General features: G+C 53.8%; 18 protein-coding genes and 1 tRNA gene. 6 read left to right on the top strand and 13 right to left on the bottom strand.

Annotation, left to right across the window (positions count from 1 at the left end; all coding sequences use genetic code 11):
• Positions 1-32: 32 nt before the first annotated feature.
• From iolE to FYJ24_RS04680, 4 genes are all read right to left on the bottom strand, one after another.
• The gene (gene iolE / locus FYJ24_RS04695) at positions 33-917 is read right to left on the bottom strand and encodes a myo-inosose-2 dehydratase (protein ID WP_154544097.1); all 885 of its coding nucleotides are present in this window, start codon (positions 915-917) and stop codon (positions 33-35) included.
• Between the two features lie 76 nt (positions 918-993).
• A complete protein-coding gene (locus FYJ24_RS04690) occupies positions 994-2,646 on the bottom strand; it encodes an MFS transporter (protein WP_154544095.1) in 1,653 nt (550 codons plus the stop codon).
• Positions 2,639-3,862 (bottom strand): Gfo/Idh/MocA family protein, encoded by a 1,224-nt coding sequence (locus tag FYJ24_RS04685; protein ID WP_404814699.1) that lies wholly within the window; start codon positions 3,860-3,862, stop codon positions 2,639-2,641. Before FYJ24_RS04685 ends, FYJ24_RS04690 begins: the two co-directional genes overlap by 8 nt.
• 126 nt (positions 3,863-3,988) lie before the next feature.
• Positions 3,989-4,999, bottom strand: a complete 1,011-nt coding sequence (locus FYJ24_RS04680) for a LacI family DNA-binding transcriptional regulator (protein WP_154544091.1) — start codon at positions 4,997-4,999, stop codon at positions 3,989-3,991.
• A gap of 184 nt (positions 5,000-5,183) precedes the next feature.
• On the opposite strand from FYJ24_RS04680, the gene FYJ24_RS04675 reads away from it, so the two are divergent.
• Positions 5,184-6,290, top strand: a complete 1,107-nt coding sequence (locus FYJ24_RS04675) for a M20 family metallopeptidase (RefSeq protein ID WP_154544089.1) — start codon at positions 5,184-5,186, stop codon at positions 6,288-6,290.
• 100 nt (positions 6,291-6,390) lie between these two features.
• Here the strand turns inward: FYJ24_RS04675 and FYJ24_RS04670 are convergent, their stop codons facing one another.
• Positions 6,391-7,014, bottom strand: a complete 624-nt coding sequence (locus tag FYJ24_RS04670; RefSeq protein ID WP_154544087.1) for a hypothetical protein — start codon at positions 7,012-7,014, stop codon at positions 6,391-6,393.
• Positions 7,015-7,129: 115 nt separating this feature from the next.
• Between FYJ24_RS04670 and FYJ24_RS04665 the strand changes: the two genes are divergently transcribed.
• Together FYJ24_RS04665 and FYJ24_RS04660 are read left to right on the top strand one after the other, a co-directional pair.
• The gene (locus tag FYJ24_RS04665) at positions 7,130-7,651 is read left to right on the top strand and encodes a peptidylprolyl isomerase (protein WP_154544085.1); all 522 of its coding nucleotides are present in this window, start codon (positions 7,130-7,132) and stop codon (positions 7,649-7,651) included.
• Positions 7,651-8,541 carry a rhomboid family intramembrane serine protease gene (locus FYJ24_RS04660; RefSeq protein WP_225872008.1) on the top strand — a complete coding sequence of 297 codons (891 nt, stop codon included), beginning with the start codon at positions 7,651-7,653 and terminating at the stop codon, positions 8,539-8,541. The genes FYJ24_RS04665 and FYJ24_RS04660 overlap by 1 nt, the downstream gene beginning before the upstream one ends.
• On the opposite strand, the gene FYJ24_RS04655 is transcribed toward FYJ24_RS04660, so the two are convergent.
• Positions 8,538-8,810 carry a cell division protein CrgA gene (locus tag FYJ24_RS04655; protein ID WP_318656542.1) on the bottom strand — a complete coding sequence of 91 codons (273 nt, stop codon included), beginning with the start codon at positions 8,808-8,810 and terminating at the stop codon, positions 8,538-8,540. The genes FYJ24_RS04660 and FYJ24_RS04655 overlap by 4 nt on opposite strands.
• Before the next feature lie 77 nt (positions 8,811-8,887).
• Here FYJ24_RS04655 and FYJ24_RS04650 point away from each other — a divergent pair, with 77 nt between their 5' ends.
• Both FYJ24_RS04650 and FYJ24_RS12590 read left to right on the top strand, forming a co-directional pair.
• Positions 8,888-9,685, top strand: a complete 798-nt coding sequence (locus FYJ24_RS04650) for a class E sortase (protein ID WP_318656541.1) — start codon at positions 8,888-8,890, stop codon at positions 9,683-9,685.
• Positions 9,686-9,697: 12 nt separating this feature from the next.
• Positions 9,698-9,847 carry a hypothetical protein gene (locus tag FYJ24_RS12590; RefSeq protein WP_206192502.1) on the top strand — a complete coding sequence of 50 codons (150 nt, stop codon included), beginning with the start codon at positions 9,698-9,700 and terminating at the stop codon, positions 9,845-9,847.
• Positions 9,848-10,135: 288 nt separating this feature from the next.
• On the opposite strand, the gene pknB is transcribed toward FYJ24_RS12590, so the two are convergent.
• From pknB to FYJ24_RS04615, 7 genes are read right to left on the bottom strand one after another with little or no spacing between them, the layout of a single operon-like run.
• Complete coding sequence (gene pknB, locus FYJ24_RS04645; protein WP_154544083.1) at positions 10,136-12,001, bottom strand: Stk1 family PASTA domain-containing Ser/Thr kinase; 1,866 nt, start codon at positions 11,999-12,001, stop codon at positions 10,136-10,138.
• The gene (locus FYJ24_RS04640) at positions 11,974-13,263 is read right to left on the bottom strand and encodes a serine/threonine-protein kinase (RefSeq protein WP_318656554.1); all 1,290 of its coding nucleotides are present in this window, start codon (positions 13,261-13,263) and stop codon (positions 11,974-11,976) included. Before FYJ24_RS04640 ends, pknB begins: the two co-directional genes overlap by 28 nt.
• Before the next feature lie 2 nt (positions 13,264-13,265).
• Entirely contained in the window at positions 13,266-14,726 is a 1,461-nt protein-coding gene (locus FYJ24_RS04635) for a peptidoglycan D,D-transpeptidase FtsI family protein (protein ID WP_154544081.1), read from the bottom strand.
• The gene (locus FYJ24_RS04630; RefSeq protein ID WP_154544079.1) at positions 14,723-16,105 is read right to left on the bottom strand and encodes an FtsW/RodA/SpoVE family cell cycle protein; all 1,383 of its coding nucleotides are present in this window, start codon (positions 16,103-16,105) and stop codon (positions 14,723-14,725) included. Before FYJ24_RS04630 ends, FYJ24_RS04635 begins: the two co-directional genes overlap by 4 nt.
• Complete coding sequence (locus tag FYJ24_RS04625) at positions 16,105-17,376, bottom strand: PP2C family protein-serine/threonine phosphatase (RefSeq protein ID WP_154544077.1); 1,272 nt, start codon at positions 17,374-17,376, stop codon at positions 16,105-16,107. The genes FYJ24_RS04630 and FYJ24_RS04625 overlap by 1 nt, the downstream gene beginning before the upstream one ends.
• The gene (locus FYJ24_RS04620; protein WP_318656540.1) at positions 17,376-17,834 is read right to left on the bottom strand and encodes an FHA domain-containing protein FhaB/FipA; all 459 of its coding nucleotides are present in this window, start codon (positions 17,832-17,834) and stop codon (positions 17,376-17,378) included. Before FYJ24_RS04620 ends, FYJ24_RS04625 begins: the two co-directional genes overlap by 1 nt.
• Positions 17,835-18,521, bottom strand: coding sequence for a DUF3662 and FHA domain-containing protein (locus tag FYJ24_RS04615; RefSeq protein ID WP_318656539.1), 687 nt, complete (start codon positions 18,519-18,521; stop codon positions 17,835-17,837).
• A gap of 133 nt (positions 18,522-18,654) precedes the next feature.
• On the opposite strand from FYJ24_RS04615, the gene FYJ24_RS04610 reads away from it, so the two are divergent.
• Positions 18,655-18,738, top strand: a tRNA-Leu gene (locus tag FYJ24_RS04610).
• The last annotated feature ends 212 nt before the right edge of the window (positions 18,739-18,950 follow it).

Below are 18,950 nucleotides of genomic sequence, written 5' to 3'. Positions count from 1 at the left end.
TGCCCCCCTTTATATGTTTATATGTCAAACGCCTAGATGCCGGTGGTGTTACGAATATAGTCGCGTGCCATCAGAGCATATTCGAGCGGATTAGCCAAAGCAGGATCCTGCTCTGCTTCGACAACAAACCAACCTTCGTAGTCTGAGTCGGCAAATTTCTTGACAACCGGCTGAATCTCAACGAAGCCGTCGCCTGGGACAGTAAATACTCCCGCTTTGACGCCATCGAGGAAACTCATCTTTTCGTCCTTTACGCGTTGAAGCACGTCCGGACGGATATCTTTCAAGTGAACATGGCCGATACGGTCGAAGTGCTTCTCGGCAACTGCCATGGGATCCTCTCCGGCAAAAGTGAGGTGACCCGTGTCCAATAACAGTGAGACTTTTTCAGGATCAGTATTTTCCATCAAGCGGTCAATTTCGGCAGCGCTTTGGACGCCTGTTCCCATGTGGTGGTGGTAGACGATTCGCTGGCCTGTTTCGGCCGCAAGCTCACCCAGCCGTTCCAAGCCAGTCGTCAAACGATCCCACTCCTCGTCAGTAAACTGCGGTTGATTATCGAAGACTGGTTCATCTAAACCTTGGATAGAGTGACCTTGTTCGGCCACAACGATGACGTCGGCTCCCATTGCCTTGAGGAAATCACGTTGTGCAATAAAGTCACGCTCAGTTTCTTCAAACGGTTTCGTTGTCAGGAATAGACTGGTCCACGCAGAGGCAACCCGCAAGCCACGCATCTCTAAGGCCTTACGCAAGACGTCTGTATCACGCGGGTACTTATTTCCGACCTCGGTGCCGGTGAATCCCGCAAGGGCCATTTCAGAAATGCACTGTTCAAATGTGTTTTCAGCGCCAAGCTCTGGAAGGTCGTCGTTGGTCCAGGCAATAGGGGCGATTGCCAGACTGATTTTGCTCATAATGGTTCTCTTCTTTCATTTCATAGTGCGGTTTTGGTTGGCGAGGAACCCTCACGAATCCCTCGCCCATGTCTCTTTAGGAAAAACGTTCTTCCATTTCAGTTTCGATTTGCTCCAAGGACTTCCCCGAAGTTTCGGGCATGATCTTGATCAGGACGAAGGCGAAGACCAAGTTGATAGCCGAGTAGATTCCATAGGTCCACGCTCCACCGAGGTTTGCCATCATGGGCGGGAAGCTGATGGCAACAATGGCGTTCATCACCCACAGAATGAACACTGCAGCGCCGTTTGCGGCGCCTCGGACACGTGCCGGGAACATTTCGCCCATCATGGTCCAAACCACAGGACCGTTCGAGCTTTGAACAATCAGCATGAAGATACCCATGATTCCAAGGACGAGGAAAGGTGCCCAGCTCGGTGGGAATACGCCTGAGTCCATTGCTGGTTGAATGGTAAATCCGAAAAGCAATGATATGAGACCCAAGCAGACGAATACGCCAAAGAGACAGGAGATCAATATCTGTCGGCGCCTAAAGCGACTGATGATCCACAACGCTGCCGCGGAGCCAACAACGGACATGATACCGTTGGCTACTTGCGCGGTGATTGCCGCAGACGTTCCCATACCGGCATACTCCAAGACTTTGGGAGCATAGTACATCACAGTATTGACACCGGTGGTTTGGTTCGTTATTGCAATGAAACACCCGACAAAGAAGAGCTTCCTGATCCAAGGAGTTCGAATAATATCTGCAAATCTGCCCTGGGGAAGGCCCTTCTCACGTTCATTTGTTTTTGCAATGTCGTAGATCTCGTCTGCAATGTCTCCATCTTTATCCTCATCCCGAATGCGCTTGAGGGAGCCAATCGCAGCATAGTAGTCACCACGCGCAGCCAGCCAACGAGGAGACTCGGGCATCATCCTCATGCCAATCCATAGGGCAACGGCTGGAATGGTACATAGAAGCAGCATCCAACGCCAACCTGCGCCGTTACCTCCGGCAACAGTGAGGTTATCCATGAACTGCCACCACTGGGAGTCACTCATGGTACCGATAGAAGTGGCTTTTTGGTGGAGCACATTATCGAAAGGCTGCATTCCTGGTTGGAGAATCCCCGAGGGGTCCTCAACCACATCCAGTTGCGGTCCGCCATATACGTGGTTAATGATTGCATTGAATGAGAATGCCATAAGCTGACCGGTGACAATCATGAGCTGATCGATCGCTACGATCGTGCCGCGAATACGTTTCGGAGCGGTCTCAGAAAGATAGACGGGGACAATTCCCGATGCCCCACCTACGGCCAAGCCTAGGATAAAGCGGAATGGGTACATCATCCAGATATTGAGGGCTCCGGCTGTCCCCAGTGAACCGATGACGAAGATAATTGCCAGCCAAATGATGGTACGGCGACGTCCAAGGGTGTCAGAGAGACGACCTGCAAAAAGCGCCCCAAATGCTGCGCCAATCAGCAGAGTACCGCCAACAAACCCCTCTTCCAAAGAGGTCATGTGGAGCCCGCCAGCGTTCCACGGCATCTGCATATAGGGAAGGGCCCCAGAAATCACACCCGTGTCGTAGCCAAAGAGGAATGACCCCAAGGTGACAACAAAAGCTATGAAGCCTATCTTTCGTTTCTTACCTGATGGCGGTACTTTAGCGACATATTCTCGCGCACTCTTACGCGACTGAAGTATTTCGTCACCCGCAGTCTCCGTACTAGACATGACTCTCCTTTGTGTCCTCATCAATCCGGTCAAATGTGAGAGGCCCTGTCACGGGTGCAACCGCATGCCAGGTGCCATCTTCAGCCGAAGCGACAGCCGCGTCGACTACTTCTGCTGCTAGGCACGCATCAGCGGCACTAGGGGCATATTGGATTCCGGATAGAACTGATTCAATAAACTGCGCTGCTTCAACAACTTTCATGTCGTCAAAGCCCATTGACGTTCCAGCTGATGGCTGGAACACTGAAAATGCCGGGAAATGGGAGTTGGCCATCACGCGGGTATATCCCTGGAACTCACTGTCCCTTCCCAGGCATACTTCCAACTCGTTGAGGCGTTCAAAGTTCCACCGTATAGACCCATCAGTGCCATAGACTTCGATGACGTATTCAGCGCGAGGGCCAACGCACACGCGCGACGATTCAATAGTGGCGATGACACCATCGTTTAGACGTGCCAGCACTGCAACATAGTCTTCATTTTCCACGGGACCTAGTTCGTCGGAAACTTGCCATCCTTCGTGGCCAACACCTGCTTTGAGTGGGATAGGACGCTTTGGAATAAAAGTTCCAGTCACAGCAGTGACATCCGTAATCGCGCCACACAGGTAGTGCACCAGGTCAGCGCCATGGCTCATTAAATCGCCAAGAACTCCAGCTCCTGCTTGCTCTCGGTTATATCTCCATGTGAGAGGTCCGGTGGGGGAACTTGCATAGTCAGCAATCAACCAGCACCGAGCATTTGTGATGCGACCCAGCTTCCCCTCGTGAATAAGTTGACGCGCCTTTTCAATGGCGGGAGTGTGCCGATAATTGAACCCGACGGCTGTCACCACGTTATGGCGCTGAGCTGCCGCGGAAATTTCTTGCGATTGCGCGGCACTTACACCCATCGGTTTTTCAATCCAAAAGGGTTTACCAGCTTGAGCGGTAGCAACAGCCACATCACGATGGAGGAAATTGGGACAACATATAGATACGACGTCAATGTCAGGATCAGACAAGAGGTCCTTGTAGTCGGAATACACGCGCTCGAATCCCAGCTGTGAAACTGCTGCGTCACGGTTGCTTTCGAGGGGATCCGCAGCGGCAACCAGTTGGATATCAGCATCGAGGTCAGGATAGTATTCCTGAAGTTTTCGGTAACTACGCGAATGTAATCGGCCCATCCACCCTAGCCCGATGACCCCAACGCCTATAGTTCTCTTCGTCATCACTGACGACTCCTTTGCCACTGTGATCGTCTCTATTCACGCCGCGTCCGCGCGACACATTCACAGTGAAACATATGTTAGAACAAAATAACTAACGATTTAGCATTCGTAACGTTTCGGAGTTTTTCCTCACTGCCTTACCGGCCCAGTACTACTGCGGATCACGAGCCGCGCCGGGAATGAAATGCGTTGTTCTTCTCCCTCACCAGCCATCCCGCTCGTCATTCTCTGATTGAGAAGCTCTAATGCCTTTGCTGCCATCGCCTCGCCCGGCTGGTAGATGGTAGTCAATTCGATGGTGGGATCAGAAGCCAAGTCTGTGTCGTCATAACCAACGACGCTCACATCTTCAGGCACACGGATTCCGCGTTGCCTCAGGCGGCGGACAATAGCGGCTCCCACCATATCGTTATATGCCACCACTGCGGTGGGAGGGTTCGACGCCTCAACAATGGCGTCTGCCGTTGCCACGCCCGCTCCGACGGTATCCCCCACACGCAAGATGCGCATATATGAAGTCAAGTCACGGCGCTCCATGGCGGCACTAAATGCGGCTTCTCTTTCTTCGCCCATAGACCTACCGGGTGCACTAGCGAACCATATATCTCGATGCCCCATGCTCACAAGATGTTCGATAGCATGATCTTCCCCTTGATCAGGGTCGGAATACACCTCGTCAACCCCGGGAAGATCTACAGAACGGCACAGGCTCATCACCGGCATCGTACGAGCCGCCTCGATGATATGCGGTGAAGCAAGCCCAGCCCCAGTGAGAATCAACCCGGTGCAGCGTTCCGTAAGTAAGAGACGCAAGCACTCAAGTTCTGAATGATGGGCCGTAGCGCCAGCGAGAAATAACTCAACTCCGGGGGCCTTGCCAGCGGCCGCATACAACGCATCAACCAGCTGCGCCTGAAATGCCTGTTGAACTTCGTATACAACTCCTACAACGACATAGTCGCTGCGACGAAGTTGGGACGCACGCCTATCTGCACGCCACCCCAACTGATTCGCCGCTTCGAGAACCCGTTGCCGAGTTTCAGGGGCGATAGAAGAATGCGTGCTGAAGGCAGCCGAAACCGTCGAAACAGACGTGTGCGCCAAACGTGCCACATCCCGAATTGTCACTCGTCGACTCATTGTCGTGCCTCCTTGGACTGCCTGCGGGCAGCCTACCTCACTACTCTCGTCTGAAAGTGCAGCATCATCAACCTAACGTATTTGTACGAACAATTAGGGCTATCGAAATGCCCCTCATAGGGATTCCCATGTTAACGGGCGGCGTCCGTTGATGCTCATATGCGGTCTGATCTAATGTTGAACTATGGGAAACCTAGGCCAGAGTGCAACACAGATCACTTCAGAACTCGTGCGTATCAACTCCACCACAGGAACCCCGGGAGAAGTCGAAGCGTTACAATGGGTCGCCCGTATTTTCGAGGCAAATCCAGGCTATACCCTCAGCTGGGCGCGCGATGAACGTGCGCTAGTTGTTGCCCCCACGCAACACTGCGGAAAGGAACTTCTCCTGTTGAGTGGTCACGTCGACACAGTCGTGGCAACGCCCGATGATTGGAGTTTTGATCCCTGGTGCGGTGATATCGTCGGCGGAATGCTGAGAGGCCGGGGAGCCTCGGACATGAAGTCTGGGGTAGGCGCGCAAATTGCTGCAATGCTTGAAGCTGGACCAACAGCACCTGTGGCGCTAGCTTTGTCGACAAGGGAAGAATGGGGATGCGCGGGCACCCCCGACGTGATCGAGGCCATTGAGAAAGCTGACATCAAGGTGGGTGCGATCTTAGTCGCAGAACCAACCGATGGGCTATTACTCCTCGGCCATAAAGGACCCCTGTGGTTAGAAGTGACAGTACGTGGCCGCTCCGCACATGGTTCGGCTCCCCACCTCGGCGAAAATGCCATCAGTAAAGCGGCGGCCCTCATTTCGCGCGCCGAATCAGAGATGCCCCTGAGGGAGCATTGGCGGTTGGGTAAAGAAACTCTCAACATTGGAATTATGCGTGGTGGCACCATGCGCAACGTGGTGCCCGATACTGCCACTATCGATATTGACATAAGGACCGTAGACCCGGATGCCCAGCCAGTGATTGATTGGTGGCGCAGCCAGCCGGAAACAGCTGATGTGCGCGTCGTTGCCCATCATCCTCCAGTATGGACTGCAGCGAGCGACCCTTGGGTGAGTGGGCTTCGTCTAAAACCTGAATCTGAGCCGGCTGCATTTGGTACGGAGGCGGCACCTTTGGGGGCTGCTCTCAATTGGCCGCCCACCGTCATTTGGGGGCCTGGTCCTAGAGCAGCGATGCATGTGGTTGATGAGGCTGTTCCCGTCAGTTCTATCGCTACGGCAGCTGAAGGCTACCTACATGCGATTGGCAGCTGGGATCGCCAGCGTAGTGCGTATTCCCCCAAGTAAAACAGTGTCCCGGCTACAAATACCTCACTGCCATGGTAATTAGCACACTGTGATAGAACAACTTTGGGGGCAAGCAGTGCTCGCCCCCAGTTCATTGTGTTCAGTCTTCGTCGCCTTGCGCAGTCTCTTCACCAACCGCAATTGCTGCAGTATCGGCAGCTTCTTCAGCATCAGCAGTCTGTTCTGTAACCAATGACTCATCCACTACATCAGGAGTTTCGGCCTCCAGATCAGACCAGTATTCCTCAGCCCAAGGATCTTCGATTGGGCGCGAACGACGCCACAACAAGTATCCAACCCCGGCCGCACCAGCAGCAACCAGAGTCCACTTCAGAACTTTTTTACCGCGCGAACGACGTCGAGGCTGGGTTAGCTCTACGCGGGCAGCCTCTACGGCTTCAGGAACTGAGGCCTTAGCGGCAGCAGCTTCAACAGCATGCCCCAAGCGAGGCAAATAGTCATCCACTAGATCTTGATGGACCTTGTGGAGTCCCTCACCAGCGCGTTCTGTGAAGCGCGCAGTATTGGCAACCGCGGAATCAACCCACGGACTAGCCGCTTTCACTGTTGCATCCGCTGCGTTCAGTACTTTAGGCTTCGCTACTTTTACACCAGCTTTGGTCAGCTCAGACGCGGTCAGCAGAGCCTCGGAGGCTTTGTCTGCAACCACGCTAGCTAATTCAGCGGCGCGCTGCTTTACATCATCGTTATTTCTTATGCCCACTGTGGTCCTCAATTCGCTAGAACGTGGCGTGTATCAGAGTCTATTCTGCCTCTAATCCGCTCTGAGCGCACCCCTGGACGTCGCGATGAGCGCCAGATAATGACAAGATAGGCATATGAAAGCAGTCATTCACACAAATAAAGGCACTATCAACGTCGAGCTATTCCCAGCAGAGGCCCCGCAAACTGTGGCAAACTTTGCGGGACTTGCCAAAGGAGAACGCGAGTGGACTGACCCCGCAAGCGGCCAGAAGACTTCCCGGCCCCTCTACGACGGAGTTATCTTCCACCGAGTAATCCCCGGCTTCATGATTCAAGGTGGCGACCCCCTCGGGACAGGCACAGGCGGTCCCGGATACACCTTCAACGACGAGATTAGCCCCAATCTCCGATTCAACAAGCCCTACCTCCTGGCAATGGCCAACGCCGGGACTCGTATGGGCAAGGGAACTAACGGATCCCAGTTCTTCATCACAACAGATAGCACGCCTTGGCTGGATGGAAAACACACCATTTTTGGTGAAGTATCCGACGACGAGTCAAAGAAAGTTGTCGATGCTATCTCGGCTACCCCCACGGGGGCAGCCGATCGTCCAGTCGACGACGTCGTAATCGAACATATCGATATTGAGGACTAATGTCTGACCTGCCCCGTTTTGGGCAATATGCGCAAAAGCCACGTGCGGAGATGTGTCCCCGTCATCCGGGGACACCCGCCGTGGGCTACTGTAAGCGCTGTAATAGGCCCACTTGTTCTGATTGCACCATTCCGACCGAAGTTGGCACCATCTGCGTGGACTGCGCTAACCCGCGCTCTCGCAGGCGTTTCACCCTGGCGGTCCCTGGCGGACAGCCAGTTGTCACCTATGCGGTGCTAATCCTTAACGCGCTGATTTTTGTGCTAGGAAAGATCTGGCCTGCGATATACAACGCATTGGCTTTCAACCCAGCAGCGGCCTATACGCAACCGTGGCGATTCATTACCTCAGGTTTCGTCCATATCGGTTTTTTTCACCTATTTTTCAACATGCTGATGCTCTACATCATCGGCGCGGCTGTTGAGAAGGCTGCTGGACGTTGGCGTTTCGTTTGCCTGTACCTACTCAGTATCATGGGCGGGTCCATGGCAATCCTCGGATGGGTATATGCCGACAACCAGTCTCTACTGGTGGTCACCGTTGGAGCATCTGGGGCGCTCTACGGCCTCTTGGGCGCAGTATTCGTCGAACAACGACTCTCGGGCATGTCGACAACCGCAATCCTGGTGCTGCTGGGAATCAACCTGGCATTTAGCTTTATCAATGCGGGGTCAGTCTCGTGGCAAGCACATATTGGCGGTTTGATTGTTGGTGCACTGGTCGCATGGATGTACTTGGTTCTCAGTCGCCCCCGACCGGGAATGACTGAGCGAAAACAGACCCTATGGTCCATCGCAGCAACAGCAGGCGTCTGTGCGTTGCTGGCAGGCATCACTGTCGGCCTATATCAGGGCCTCATGCCACTTCTTCACGCAGTTGGAGTCGCCTAACGCCACTTCAGAGTCATGATAAAACCAACCATCATGATTCCTATTCCAATCAGCAGATTCCAGTTTCTGATTCCCGGAATGGGGAACTGATAGCTTGAAAAATAGAAAATGACTATCCACAGTAAGCCGACAATAAGCAGCGTAATGAAAACAGGTGCCCACCAGGAAGGACTAAGTGGAATACCATCAGTCCAGCTAGGTATTTCAGACTGTTCTTCTGCCCGCGCACGCGCCGCTTTCTCGCGACTCTTATCTTTATTGTCGGCCACTTCACCCTCCGGTTTCGTTTTCTCCCCATAGACTAGCTCTTGAATATGCAACTCCACAAAAGGATCGGAGGAAAAAGGTGACTAGTCCTTTCCCGACCCGTAGCGAGCTGCGCAATGCGCAGCTGAACAGTAACCCTATCCCACCTCGGTCTCAGGCCAAGCCTCAGAAGAAAGTTGGTTTCTTCTGGCACTTGTTGGGCTTCGTGGGGGAGGTGCTCATCACAATTGCCATATTCTTAGGGCTGTACGTTGTCTGGCAGCTGTGGTGGACAACCGCACAGGTGGAGCCGCTGCGTCAAGCTCAGGTCAATACCTTCCAAGAGAAGAATCCAACACCCGCTACCGATATCGAACCTGAACACCGCACTGATCAACCTCCAGGGGTGGGCGAGGTATCAATTGGAGAGACTTACGGTGTTCTTCATGTTCCCAGTTGGGATTGGATGCAGATTCCTATAGCTCAAGGGACAGAGCAGTGGATTCTCGACCAGGCCTATGCCGGCCACTACGTAGATACCCAGCAACCTGGGGAAATTGGAAACTTTGCTGTTGCTGGTCACCGTCGGACCTATGGAAACAACTTCCGAGCAGTTGACAAGCTAGTTCCCGGAGACATTCTCGTAGTCGAAACAGCAGACGCATACATGGTCTACACCATGGACAGCTTTGAGATTGTCGACCCCAGTCAATCTCAGGTACTTTTCCCGGTGCCAAATCAGCCTGGAATAGCACCGACCGAACGCATCATGACCATGACAACCTGTCACCCAGAGTTCGGAAATTCAGAGCGCTACATAGTGTATTCGAAGATGCAATACTGGACTGCCAAGTCAGAAGGTAAACCTGGCGTCCTGCGCGATGAGCCCGTGCGTTAGGAGAGTAGAAATATGTACGGATGGATTTTTCGCCATCTTCCTGGACCGAAATGGCTCAAGGTTATCGAAGCACTTCTACTCATCCTCGTCATCATTTGGGCGCTATTTACTTACGTCTACCCGCCCATTCATGAACATTTCAACCAAGTAACTGTGGGTTAGAGTTCGCCCCACACTTTCAATAGTCGAGGGTATGCCCCCACCCGCTCTTGTGTCGGTGAGTGTGTGATTTTTACAGGTTACCGCCGTGAAAACCCGCAAAAATCACGCACTCACGAGAATCCGTCGTCCCCCCCCACACCAGTCGCTGGGGGCACCGCACACAGGAAACCACAATCCCTAGCTAACTCCTTGCAGCATCCTGGGCCATATGGTAGCTGGCGGGGCCGCATGCCGCCCCGTGTACAGTTTTATGACCCCGTACGTGGGCAGTGGGGCCAAGCCTGAGCCTTAGTTATTCGAGCCTTGGTCGCCTGACTGTGATGGCTCAGGATTTGGGTTGGGGGGAGGAGTTGGCTCTGGTTCTGGCGGCTTGGGGCCCTTCGACACAACGATAGATATCGTCGTACCCTGCGGTTGCAGGCCAGTGGGACTTAAGTAGATGACATTCCCCTCGGCCACCCGGTCGTCATACTCACCCTCGCCAATCATCACATTGAGTTTGAGGGCCTTCAGCATCTCTTCCACTTCAGCTTGCGGGTGATCCCACACTTGACTGTTTTCTGGAACTGGGACATTCCCGGTCGAGAAGTACAGGTTGACAGTGGAACCTGCTGGCAGCGTGCTTCCCATCGCAGGGTCAGTACGAATCAGTTTGTCCTTGGGTTGGTCGGGGACATCTTCATAATTAATATCTCCCATCTCCAGGCCAAGATCCTTAAGTTGATCCCGCACTTGCTGCTGATCCCATCCAGCCATGTTGGGCAGGTCAACTGATCCTGGACCACTTGAGAGGTGAAGAGTGATCGTAATCGGGTCGCCTTTTTCCTTCAACTCTGTTGGTCGGCCCAGTTCAGTGCCGACAGAAGGATCGACTTTGGCAACTTTGTCCTTGTCGATGTCCTCGCTGGCCACAGGATCGCCCACAACAACATCGAAACTCAGTTCAGGGTCTACAGCTTCAATGGCCGCAATTGCCTCTTCTTGAGACATGCCAATCACATTAGGGACTTTCAACTGCGCTTCGGGTTCTTTACTACCGCCAAAAACGCCCAAGGCGTACAAAGTACCGCCGATAGCCGCTATTGCGAGAATCACCAGCAAGGTGATCCAGACGGCTTTACCTTTGCCCTTCTTTTCTTCCAGCTGCTCGTTTCCCTGTGCCGGTGTCGGGGTTGTTGCCCCTCCGCTGCGAGTAGGTCCCTGGTACACGGCAGTCGCCGTTTGCTGCGCCGCAAGAGGTGTCGTAGCCGCGGTAACAGCGGTCCACGAGGCGACGGTGGGGGCATCCACCGATTGTCCCTGTACAGCGCGAATCATATCCAACCGCATGATCGAAGCGGTTGCGTAACGATCAGCCGGATCTTTGGCCATAGCCTTCATCGTCACCCGGTCAAGGCTCTCAGGTACATCCGAAGCAATACTTGATGGGGCAGGAGGCACCTCAGAGACGTGCTGATAGGCAACAGCCACCGCCGAGTCTCCTTGGAAGGGAGGCCTGCCCGTCAGCAACTCAAAAAGAAGACACCCTGTGGAATAGATGTCAGAGCGTGAATCAACCTGCTCACCGCGAGCCTGTTCGGGAGAGAGATATTGCGCGGTGCCAACAACAGCGTTTGTTTGCGTCATGGTCGCCTGCGAGTCGCTCATTGCACGTGCGATGCCGAAATCCATCACCTTGACTTTTCCGTCGTTGGTGAGCATCACGTTGCCTGGCTTGATGTCTCGGTGCACTAAACCTGCCGAATGAGCGTTCTCTAATGCGGACAGAACACCCGAAGTGATCTCGACTGCTTCATCAATCGGAACCGGGGTCCCATCACTGAGCAGTTCCTTTACCGTGTGTCCCTCCACATATTCCATGACAATGTAGGGAATACCTACCGGTTGGCCATCGGCGCCGGTCATGGTTTCTTCACCGGTGTCATACACGCTGACAATATTGGGGTGGTTGAGCGAGGCGGCCGCTTGTGCCTCTCGGCGGAACCTAGTTTGGAAAATTGGGTCACGTGCCAAATCAGGACGCAGCATCTTGATGGCCACCACACGCGAAAGTCGCACGTCGAAGCCTAGATGTACTTGCGCCATTCCTCCGCGCCCAATCAGGGAACGGATCTCGTAGCGCCCTGCTAGGCGACGGTTGTCGGCATTTGCCATGCTGATACCTCCTTGGTCAGGGCGCTGGCGGAATCTCCTGAGCCCTCATCGTGTGCGTTGCGGATCATGGCAACCACTATCAGGGCCACAGTTAGAACAACCAGCCCTATTATTACCCACAGTCCCCACGGGGACTGCTCTTCTTGAGGCGTGGCCTCATTTTCACTTGGCGTATACACTTCTTTGACAGGTGGGGGCGTGGCAGACACTGGCTGCCACTGCACACCGGAGTGATCCGGCAGATGCTTTTTCACCTGGTGGCGTACCGGCGGAATAACTTTAGGGAAAACTGGGGCCGCTTCTAGGCCTTCTTTTGGCACTTCGTTGACGGTAGGCATTGGCGCGGGCACGATCTCCGGCTCAGGCCGCTCTATCTGCACTATCTCAGAAGGCTCAGCGACTACCGGTCTTTGCGGATCGCCTAGAGGACGTGCATTGACGTCGATCCCCAACCCATCTGCAACCGCCCGGAGATGACGAACCAATGCCGCACCTGTTTGCGGACGATTTGCTGGGTCTTTATCCAATAATCCTGCGACGACCGCTGCAAGCGGTGCCGGGACGTCGTCAGGAAGCGGGGGCAGTTCGTCGTTCACGTGTGCGAAAGCAATATCGACTTGGGTTTTTCCTGTATAGGGGCGGTATCCCGCTAGGGCCTCATATGCGACCACCCCCAAGGAATACAAGTCACCCACCGAGGTTGCGGTCTTCCCAAGAGCTTGCTCGGGAGCCAAATACTGCGCTGTTCCCATGACCATGCCAGCTGCCGTGAGGTTAGCTTGTCCATCGGCCAGGGATACCCCAAAGTCGGTGAGCTTCACTAGGCCATCCTCGCGGATAAGGATATTGGCAGGTTTGATATCTCGGTGTACCACTCCCGCCCGCGCGGCAGTATCGAGGGCATACGCTGTCTGCACCAGTATTGGTAGCAGCTGCTGGGCTGAAAGACGTCCCCCCTCGCGCAGATAGTCGGTGAGCGGGCGCCCGTCGACCAGTTCCATTACAATCCAGCCTTGCCCATTTTCCTGGCCGGAATCAAGTACTGCTGCGATATTGGGGTGGCGGGCCACCATCGCATTCTTCGCTTCAACCCGCAGTCGTGATAGGGAGATTTCTTCGCCGCTCAATTCGGGGCGTAAGACCTTAATAGCCACCAGGGTCCCCGTGACCGAGTCGCGGGCTTTCCACACCTCACCCATACCGCCAGTCGCGATCAAAGTAAGTAGTTGATATCGTCCCCCCAGACGCGAACCAGTAGTCACACTCAATTGAGTCCCCTTTCCATGAGGGTTCGTGCAATGGGGCCTGCCACGTCCCCGCCGTGAGGGATGGGATCGTTGTCGTCCCCCTCTACGATGACAGATACGACAATCTGTGGATCTTCCGCTGGTGCAAAACCGACAGCCCAGGCATTTGCTCGCACTTGTCCGTCCGCTGTCTGGGTTTCAGCCGTGCCTGTTTTTGCGGCCACACTCACCCCATCAATTGCCATTGACTGTCCCGTGCCATAGGGCTGGTCGACTACTGCTCTCATCATCGTATTGATGCTACTGGCTTGGTCCGCAGTCAAGGGGTTACTCAGAACTGATGGCTCAGTTTGTGAACGTACGCGGTTGTCGGCATCGCGAATGGTGTCCACCAGATATGGCTGCATCATTGCGCCACCGTTAGCCACCGCCTGCGTCACCATTGCCATTTGTAGAGGTGTCACTTTGACGTCGAACTGGCCGATGGCGCTCATGGCAAGTTCAGCTGGACTTGGTTCTTCGGGAAAGGAAGACGGCGTGACAGATAGAGGAATGGAAATACCATCTCCGAAACCAAATCGCGCCGTAACATCCTGCATCGCCCTTGCAGGAAGTTTTTCTGAGGCAATTGCAAAAGTGGTGTTACACGAACGTGCAAATGCTTCTGTCAAGGACACCTCGCCACTACCGCATTCTGCATCCTCGTTGTTGTACATCGGGGTTTCTGTACCCGGCAAAATTGTCGAAGGAGGGGACGGCAGGACTGTCTCTGGTGTCACACCACTTTCCAACATGGCTGTAACCGTGAGTATTTTGAATACAGATCCGGGGGCGTAAAGATCGCCTCCAATCGCCCGGTTGACGAGGGGTCGACTCGGATCAGCGTTGAGGTTCTGCGATGCTTCCTCAGCGACCGCGGTGTCTAACGACGCCAAGGGGTTGGGGTCAAAGGTGGGGGAAGAGTAGAGAGAAAGTATCTTGCCGGTCTTTGCTTCCATAGCGACAACAGCACCTGCACGCTCCCCTAAGGAGTCGGCAGCCACTTGCTGCAGCTCTTGGTCGAGGGTGAGCGTCACGCCCCCTCCTTGGCGCTCCTTGCCCGCAAAGAGATTCTTCACCCTTTGCCAAAAGAGTTCTGAACTATCCCCTTCGAGAACCTCATCTTCGGCAGCTTCAATCCCCGTGGCAGAGAGATTCATTGCTGAAAAATATCCGGTTACACCCGCATAGAGTGGACCTTGAGGGTAGGTCCTTTGGTACCTGCGACTGTCCTCTAGCCGTTCCGAATATGCTACAGGTTCTCCCGCCACAACTATCGGACCGCGGTCACGTTCTGCCGCTTGAAGAAGTCGACGTACATTGCGTCCATCCGCGCCAAGGTCAGGGGCATACACGAACTGGATCAGCGTTGATGCAACTCCCAAAGCAAGGAACATGCCCAACACTATGACAAAAATCTTTCTCACCTGTGCATTCATGACAATGTCCCCTTGGTCTCATGATCGTGACTCCATGGGGCAGGTTTTGTTGCGGGACGCCGGGCAGCGTTAGAAATACGCAGGAGTAACGCCACTACGATCCATGAGGAAATCATGGATGAGCCGCCTTGAGCTAAGAATGGCGCTGTCAGTCCGGTCAGAGGGATGACTCGAGTAATACCGCCAAGGACAACGAAAACTTGCAGGGCGATCGAAAATGAGAGTCCCGCAGCGAGGAGTTTACCGAAGCCATCGCGGGTTCCCAGTGCTGCTCGTAGACCACGTTCCACCAAAATCAGGTAGAGCAAGAGGATCGCAAGGAGTCCGACAAGGCCAAGTTCTTCCCCCAACGACGCGAAGATGAAGTCCGACTGCGCAAACTGGACTAATTGCGGGTAGCCTCGTCCCCATCCGGTTCCAAAAAGTCCACCATTTGCCAAACCAAAAAGCCCTTGGACCACCTGGTATGATCCACCTTCCGCATCGTAAACGGCGGGATCAAGGGCATGTAGCCACACTGTAAAACGGTTGGCGACGTGAGGGAATGCCTTCATCGCTAGGTAGGCCGCTGGAATAAAGAGAAGAGCGCCGATCACAAGCCACGACACTCTGTTTGTTGCCACATAGAGCATGGCGACGAACAAACCAAAGAACAGAAGAGACGTTCCCAAATCACGCTGGAATACCAATATCCCAATTCCAAGCAACCATACGAGAACGATAGGTCCAAGATCTTTGAGTCGGGGCAGCCGCAGTCCGAGAATTTTTGGTCCGCCGACCGCAAGTTTATCGCGATTCGTCACCAAATATCCGGCAAAGAAGATAGCCAAAGTAATCTTCACAAACTCTGCCGGTTGCAATTGGAACCCAAATATCCTAATCCAGATTTGGGCTCCCAAGTGTTTGACGCCAAGGAACGGGATCATTGGCAGGATCAGGAGGATCACTGATATCACCATCGACGTATAGGTATACCGGCGAAGCACCCTGTGATCTTTTATAAGGATCAATGTCAATGCCGCCATCACCAATGCTACAGCTGTAAGAACTAGTTGACGTATCCCCACAATAGGCTCGTCACGGGCTATATACGACTGGTCGAGGCGATAGATCATTGCCAGACCCAGTCCCGTCAGAGCTGTGGCAATGGGAAGAATAACGGGATCGGCATAAGGTGCCAGCCAATGCACACCTACTTCGGCAACAATGGCAAAGGCGATCAGTACCCCAACATAGAGGCCCATGTTGGGAGGAAGATTGCCGGTGCGGTTAAGGTTCGTCAACACGTAGCCCGAGATCCCCAGCATGACCGCTAAGATCATCAAGACCATTTCCACAAAACGCCGGGGCCTGCCCGGAGATACCTGAACCGTGGCCATCAGTTCCCGCTTTGCGCAGTGCTGCCACTCTGAGAGTCGTCGCGCTTTTGTTCTTCAGCAGCTTGCCGCTCTGCGCGTGCAACAAGTTCGGTCAAATATGCATCGAGTTCTGCTCTGGACGCAAACGTCACCGGTTCTAGCAGTCGCTGCCGGTCGATCGGCTCTAACTCTGCAGGCTTTACGCCAGCAACTTGGAGTGGCTTAGATAGTTTAAACTCACCTATTCCCTGAGGTATTCCCTGATAAACAGTGATTTGTGCGCCATCGCTGAGTAAATAGTATTGGCTCTGTGACCACCGGTACCCAAAGAAACCAACAGCAGCCAAACATGCAACAAGCAAGAGAGTAAGACCGCTGGCCACCCATTTCCAGGTTGATCGTTTGCTGTCGAGCCCATCATCATCAGCTGCGTCCAATTGCGACTTACCCGGAGACACCACCGCCGCGGCTCGACCAGCAGCGCCCTTACCCAGCTGACTAGGAGCTAGTCGGTCGGTAGCTGCGGCTCCCACCACCTCCGGTGTCGTATTGGGTGCCGTAGTTGACGGGACCACATCTGCTAGAACACAGGTGACATTATCTGGAGCGCCCGCTAGGAGGGCAAGGTTGACTAGCTCAGCAGCTGCCTCGTCCAGATCAGGTGTTTGTCTGAGTACTTCTGCAATCGTATCCGCGGAGACGACTCCCGACAGGCCATCAGAGCACAGTAACCACCGATCACCAAGTACTGCTTCACGGAGGGTTTCGTCTGCAACATCCATACCTCCTGAATCACCCAAAACCCGTAAAATTACTGAACGCTTGGGGTGTTGCTCTGCTTCTTCAGGAGTAATTTGCCCAGTATCAACCAAGTACTGAACTAAAGAGTGATCGGTAGTAACCTGCGCTAGTTTTCCGTCGCGCAGCAAGTAGGCGCGCGAATCACCAATATGCACCATGGCCAGTTTATTTGCCGAACGCAGCAAGGCGATACAGGTGGTTCCAAGGCCTTTGAGTGATGGGTCTGTTTTTGAGCGGGCTACCAGTTCGTCGTGCGCTTCTTGAAGTGCAGTGCGCAGGCGAATCAGCATTTCGTCAGCAGGAATAGTATCCGAATCGAGTGGCGCCAGTGTCGCGACAGCAACAGACGAGGCAATGTCACCACCAGCCGGACCACCCATACCGTCAGCAAGGACTAGCAGGCGCGGACCCGCATAACCTGAATCCTGATTATTCGTTCGGACCAGTCCAACATCCGAGCGAGCCGCAAAAGCAAAAGTGACGTCTTCCATTACTTCACCAACTCGAATGTCGTCTGGCCCACCCGCACCGTGACACCGGGAGTGAGGCGAAGTGGCTCAGTTAGACGCTCGTCATCGACAAATGTTCCATTCGTTGAGCCCTGATCGGAAATTATCCAGTCCCCGTTAACATTTTCTAAAACCGTATGTCGGCTAGAAGCATAGGGATCTTCAATCACCAGCGTTGATGCCGGTGAACGGCCAATCGTGATAGGAGAATTCCCCAAAGGCAATAGGGTTCCCGTCAACGGACCACCGGTGACAAGGAGATTATGTGGCTGAGATGTGGGGGCTGTTTTTGGTGCCTTCCCAGAGCTGCGTCCTTTACCCCTAGGAGTAACCATGGTCCCGTAGATATCTTTACGCAACACCGCCACAGCCCCAAGAACCAAGAGCCATAGGGCGATGAGGAAGCCAATCCTGGTGACAGTGAATGCGAGGTCGGTCACTCAGTCCTCCGGGTGAGTCCAAAATAGAATCGGAGTTCGACCAATAACAATCTGGTTTCCATCCACTAACGTTGCCGCGTCGACCTTATGCCCTTCGACATATGTGCCGTTGGTTGACCCAAGGTCTGTAATGATCACTCCTGTAGGCGTAATTCTAAATTCGACGTGTTTTCGTGAAACTCCTGAGTCATTGACAGTGATGTCCGCTTCGCTACCGCGCCCTACTACTGTCACAGCCTCTGTAAGTAGCCATTTTTCACCGTCAATATCGATAATCGGATGATCTGGAGACGCAGTTGCACCTACCGCCGGTGCGGCTGGACCACGCTTAGCGACGGCTTGAACATCTACATTGCCAGTGAGTTCTGTCTCAGATGCTTCGAAATCCACCTCTACCGGCCCCAGAAGGGCATAACCTTGCTGCCCCACGTAGGTCGTGACCTCTTGCGATAGGCTCTCCGCAAGCACTTCGATGTCCTCTGCGTCAAGAGATGCATAATCCTTTGGCGCTACCATGACTCGGAAGTAGTTTGGTGCCAGCCTGTTGTCATTCGCTGCCGCATCATCAACGCTTTTTTTGAGTGCAGCGGAGACATCAACCGTTTTCAGACCCGAGCGAAAAACCCGGGAAAAGACGTTGTTAACGCCCTTTTCTACCGCGCTTTCGAACTTATCGAAGAAGCCCACGGTATCCTCATCTCTTCAGTCGCTATTACTTGGTGACAACCCCCTAGATTACATGGTATTGACACTACTGTTCCAGGAATCACCCTTCTCAGTTTGACGAATGCATAGGTTTTGTCGGTATAGTCATCTCAGCGCGCAAGTGGCGGAATAGGCAGACGCGCACGGTTCAGGTCCGTGTTCCAGAGATGGAGTGGGGGTTCAACTCCCCCCTTGCGCACTCTTTTCTTTTGTGTAATCTTTTTCATCACAGTGTCCTAATACTCATGGCAGTAAGATATTTGGGTCTCTTTGGTGAGATTTGCGGCTCTTCGGACTTTGGTGGGGTGTGGGTTAGGGGATGGTGATTGAGTCGAGTGTTTTCCAGTGGGGTTTGCCGGCGTAGAGGAGGACTCTGGTTTTGTAGTTGTTGAAGTTGGTGAAGCCGAATCC

Source organism: Scrofimicrobium canadense (genome assembly GCF_009696615.1).
Classification (GTDB): domain Bacteria; phylum Actinomycetota; class Actinomycetes; order Actinomycetales; family Actinomycetaceae; genus Scrofimicrobium; species Scrofimicrobium canadense.
This window is presented reverse-complemented; position numbering and strand designations above follow the sequence as displayed.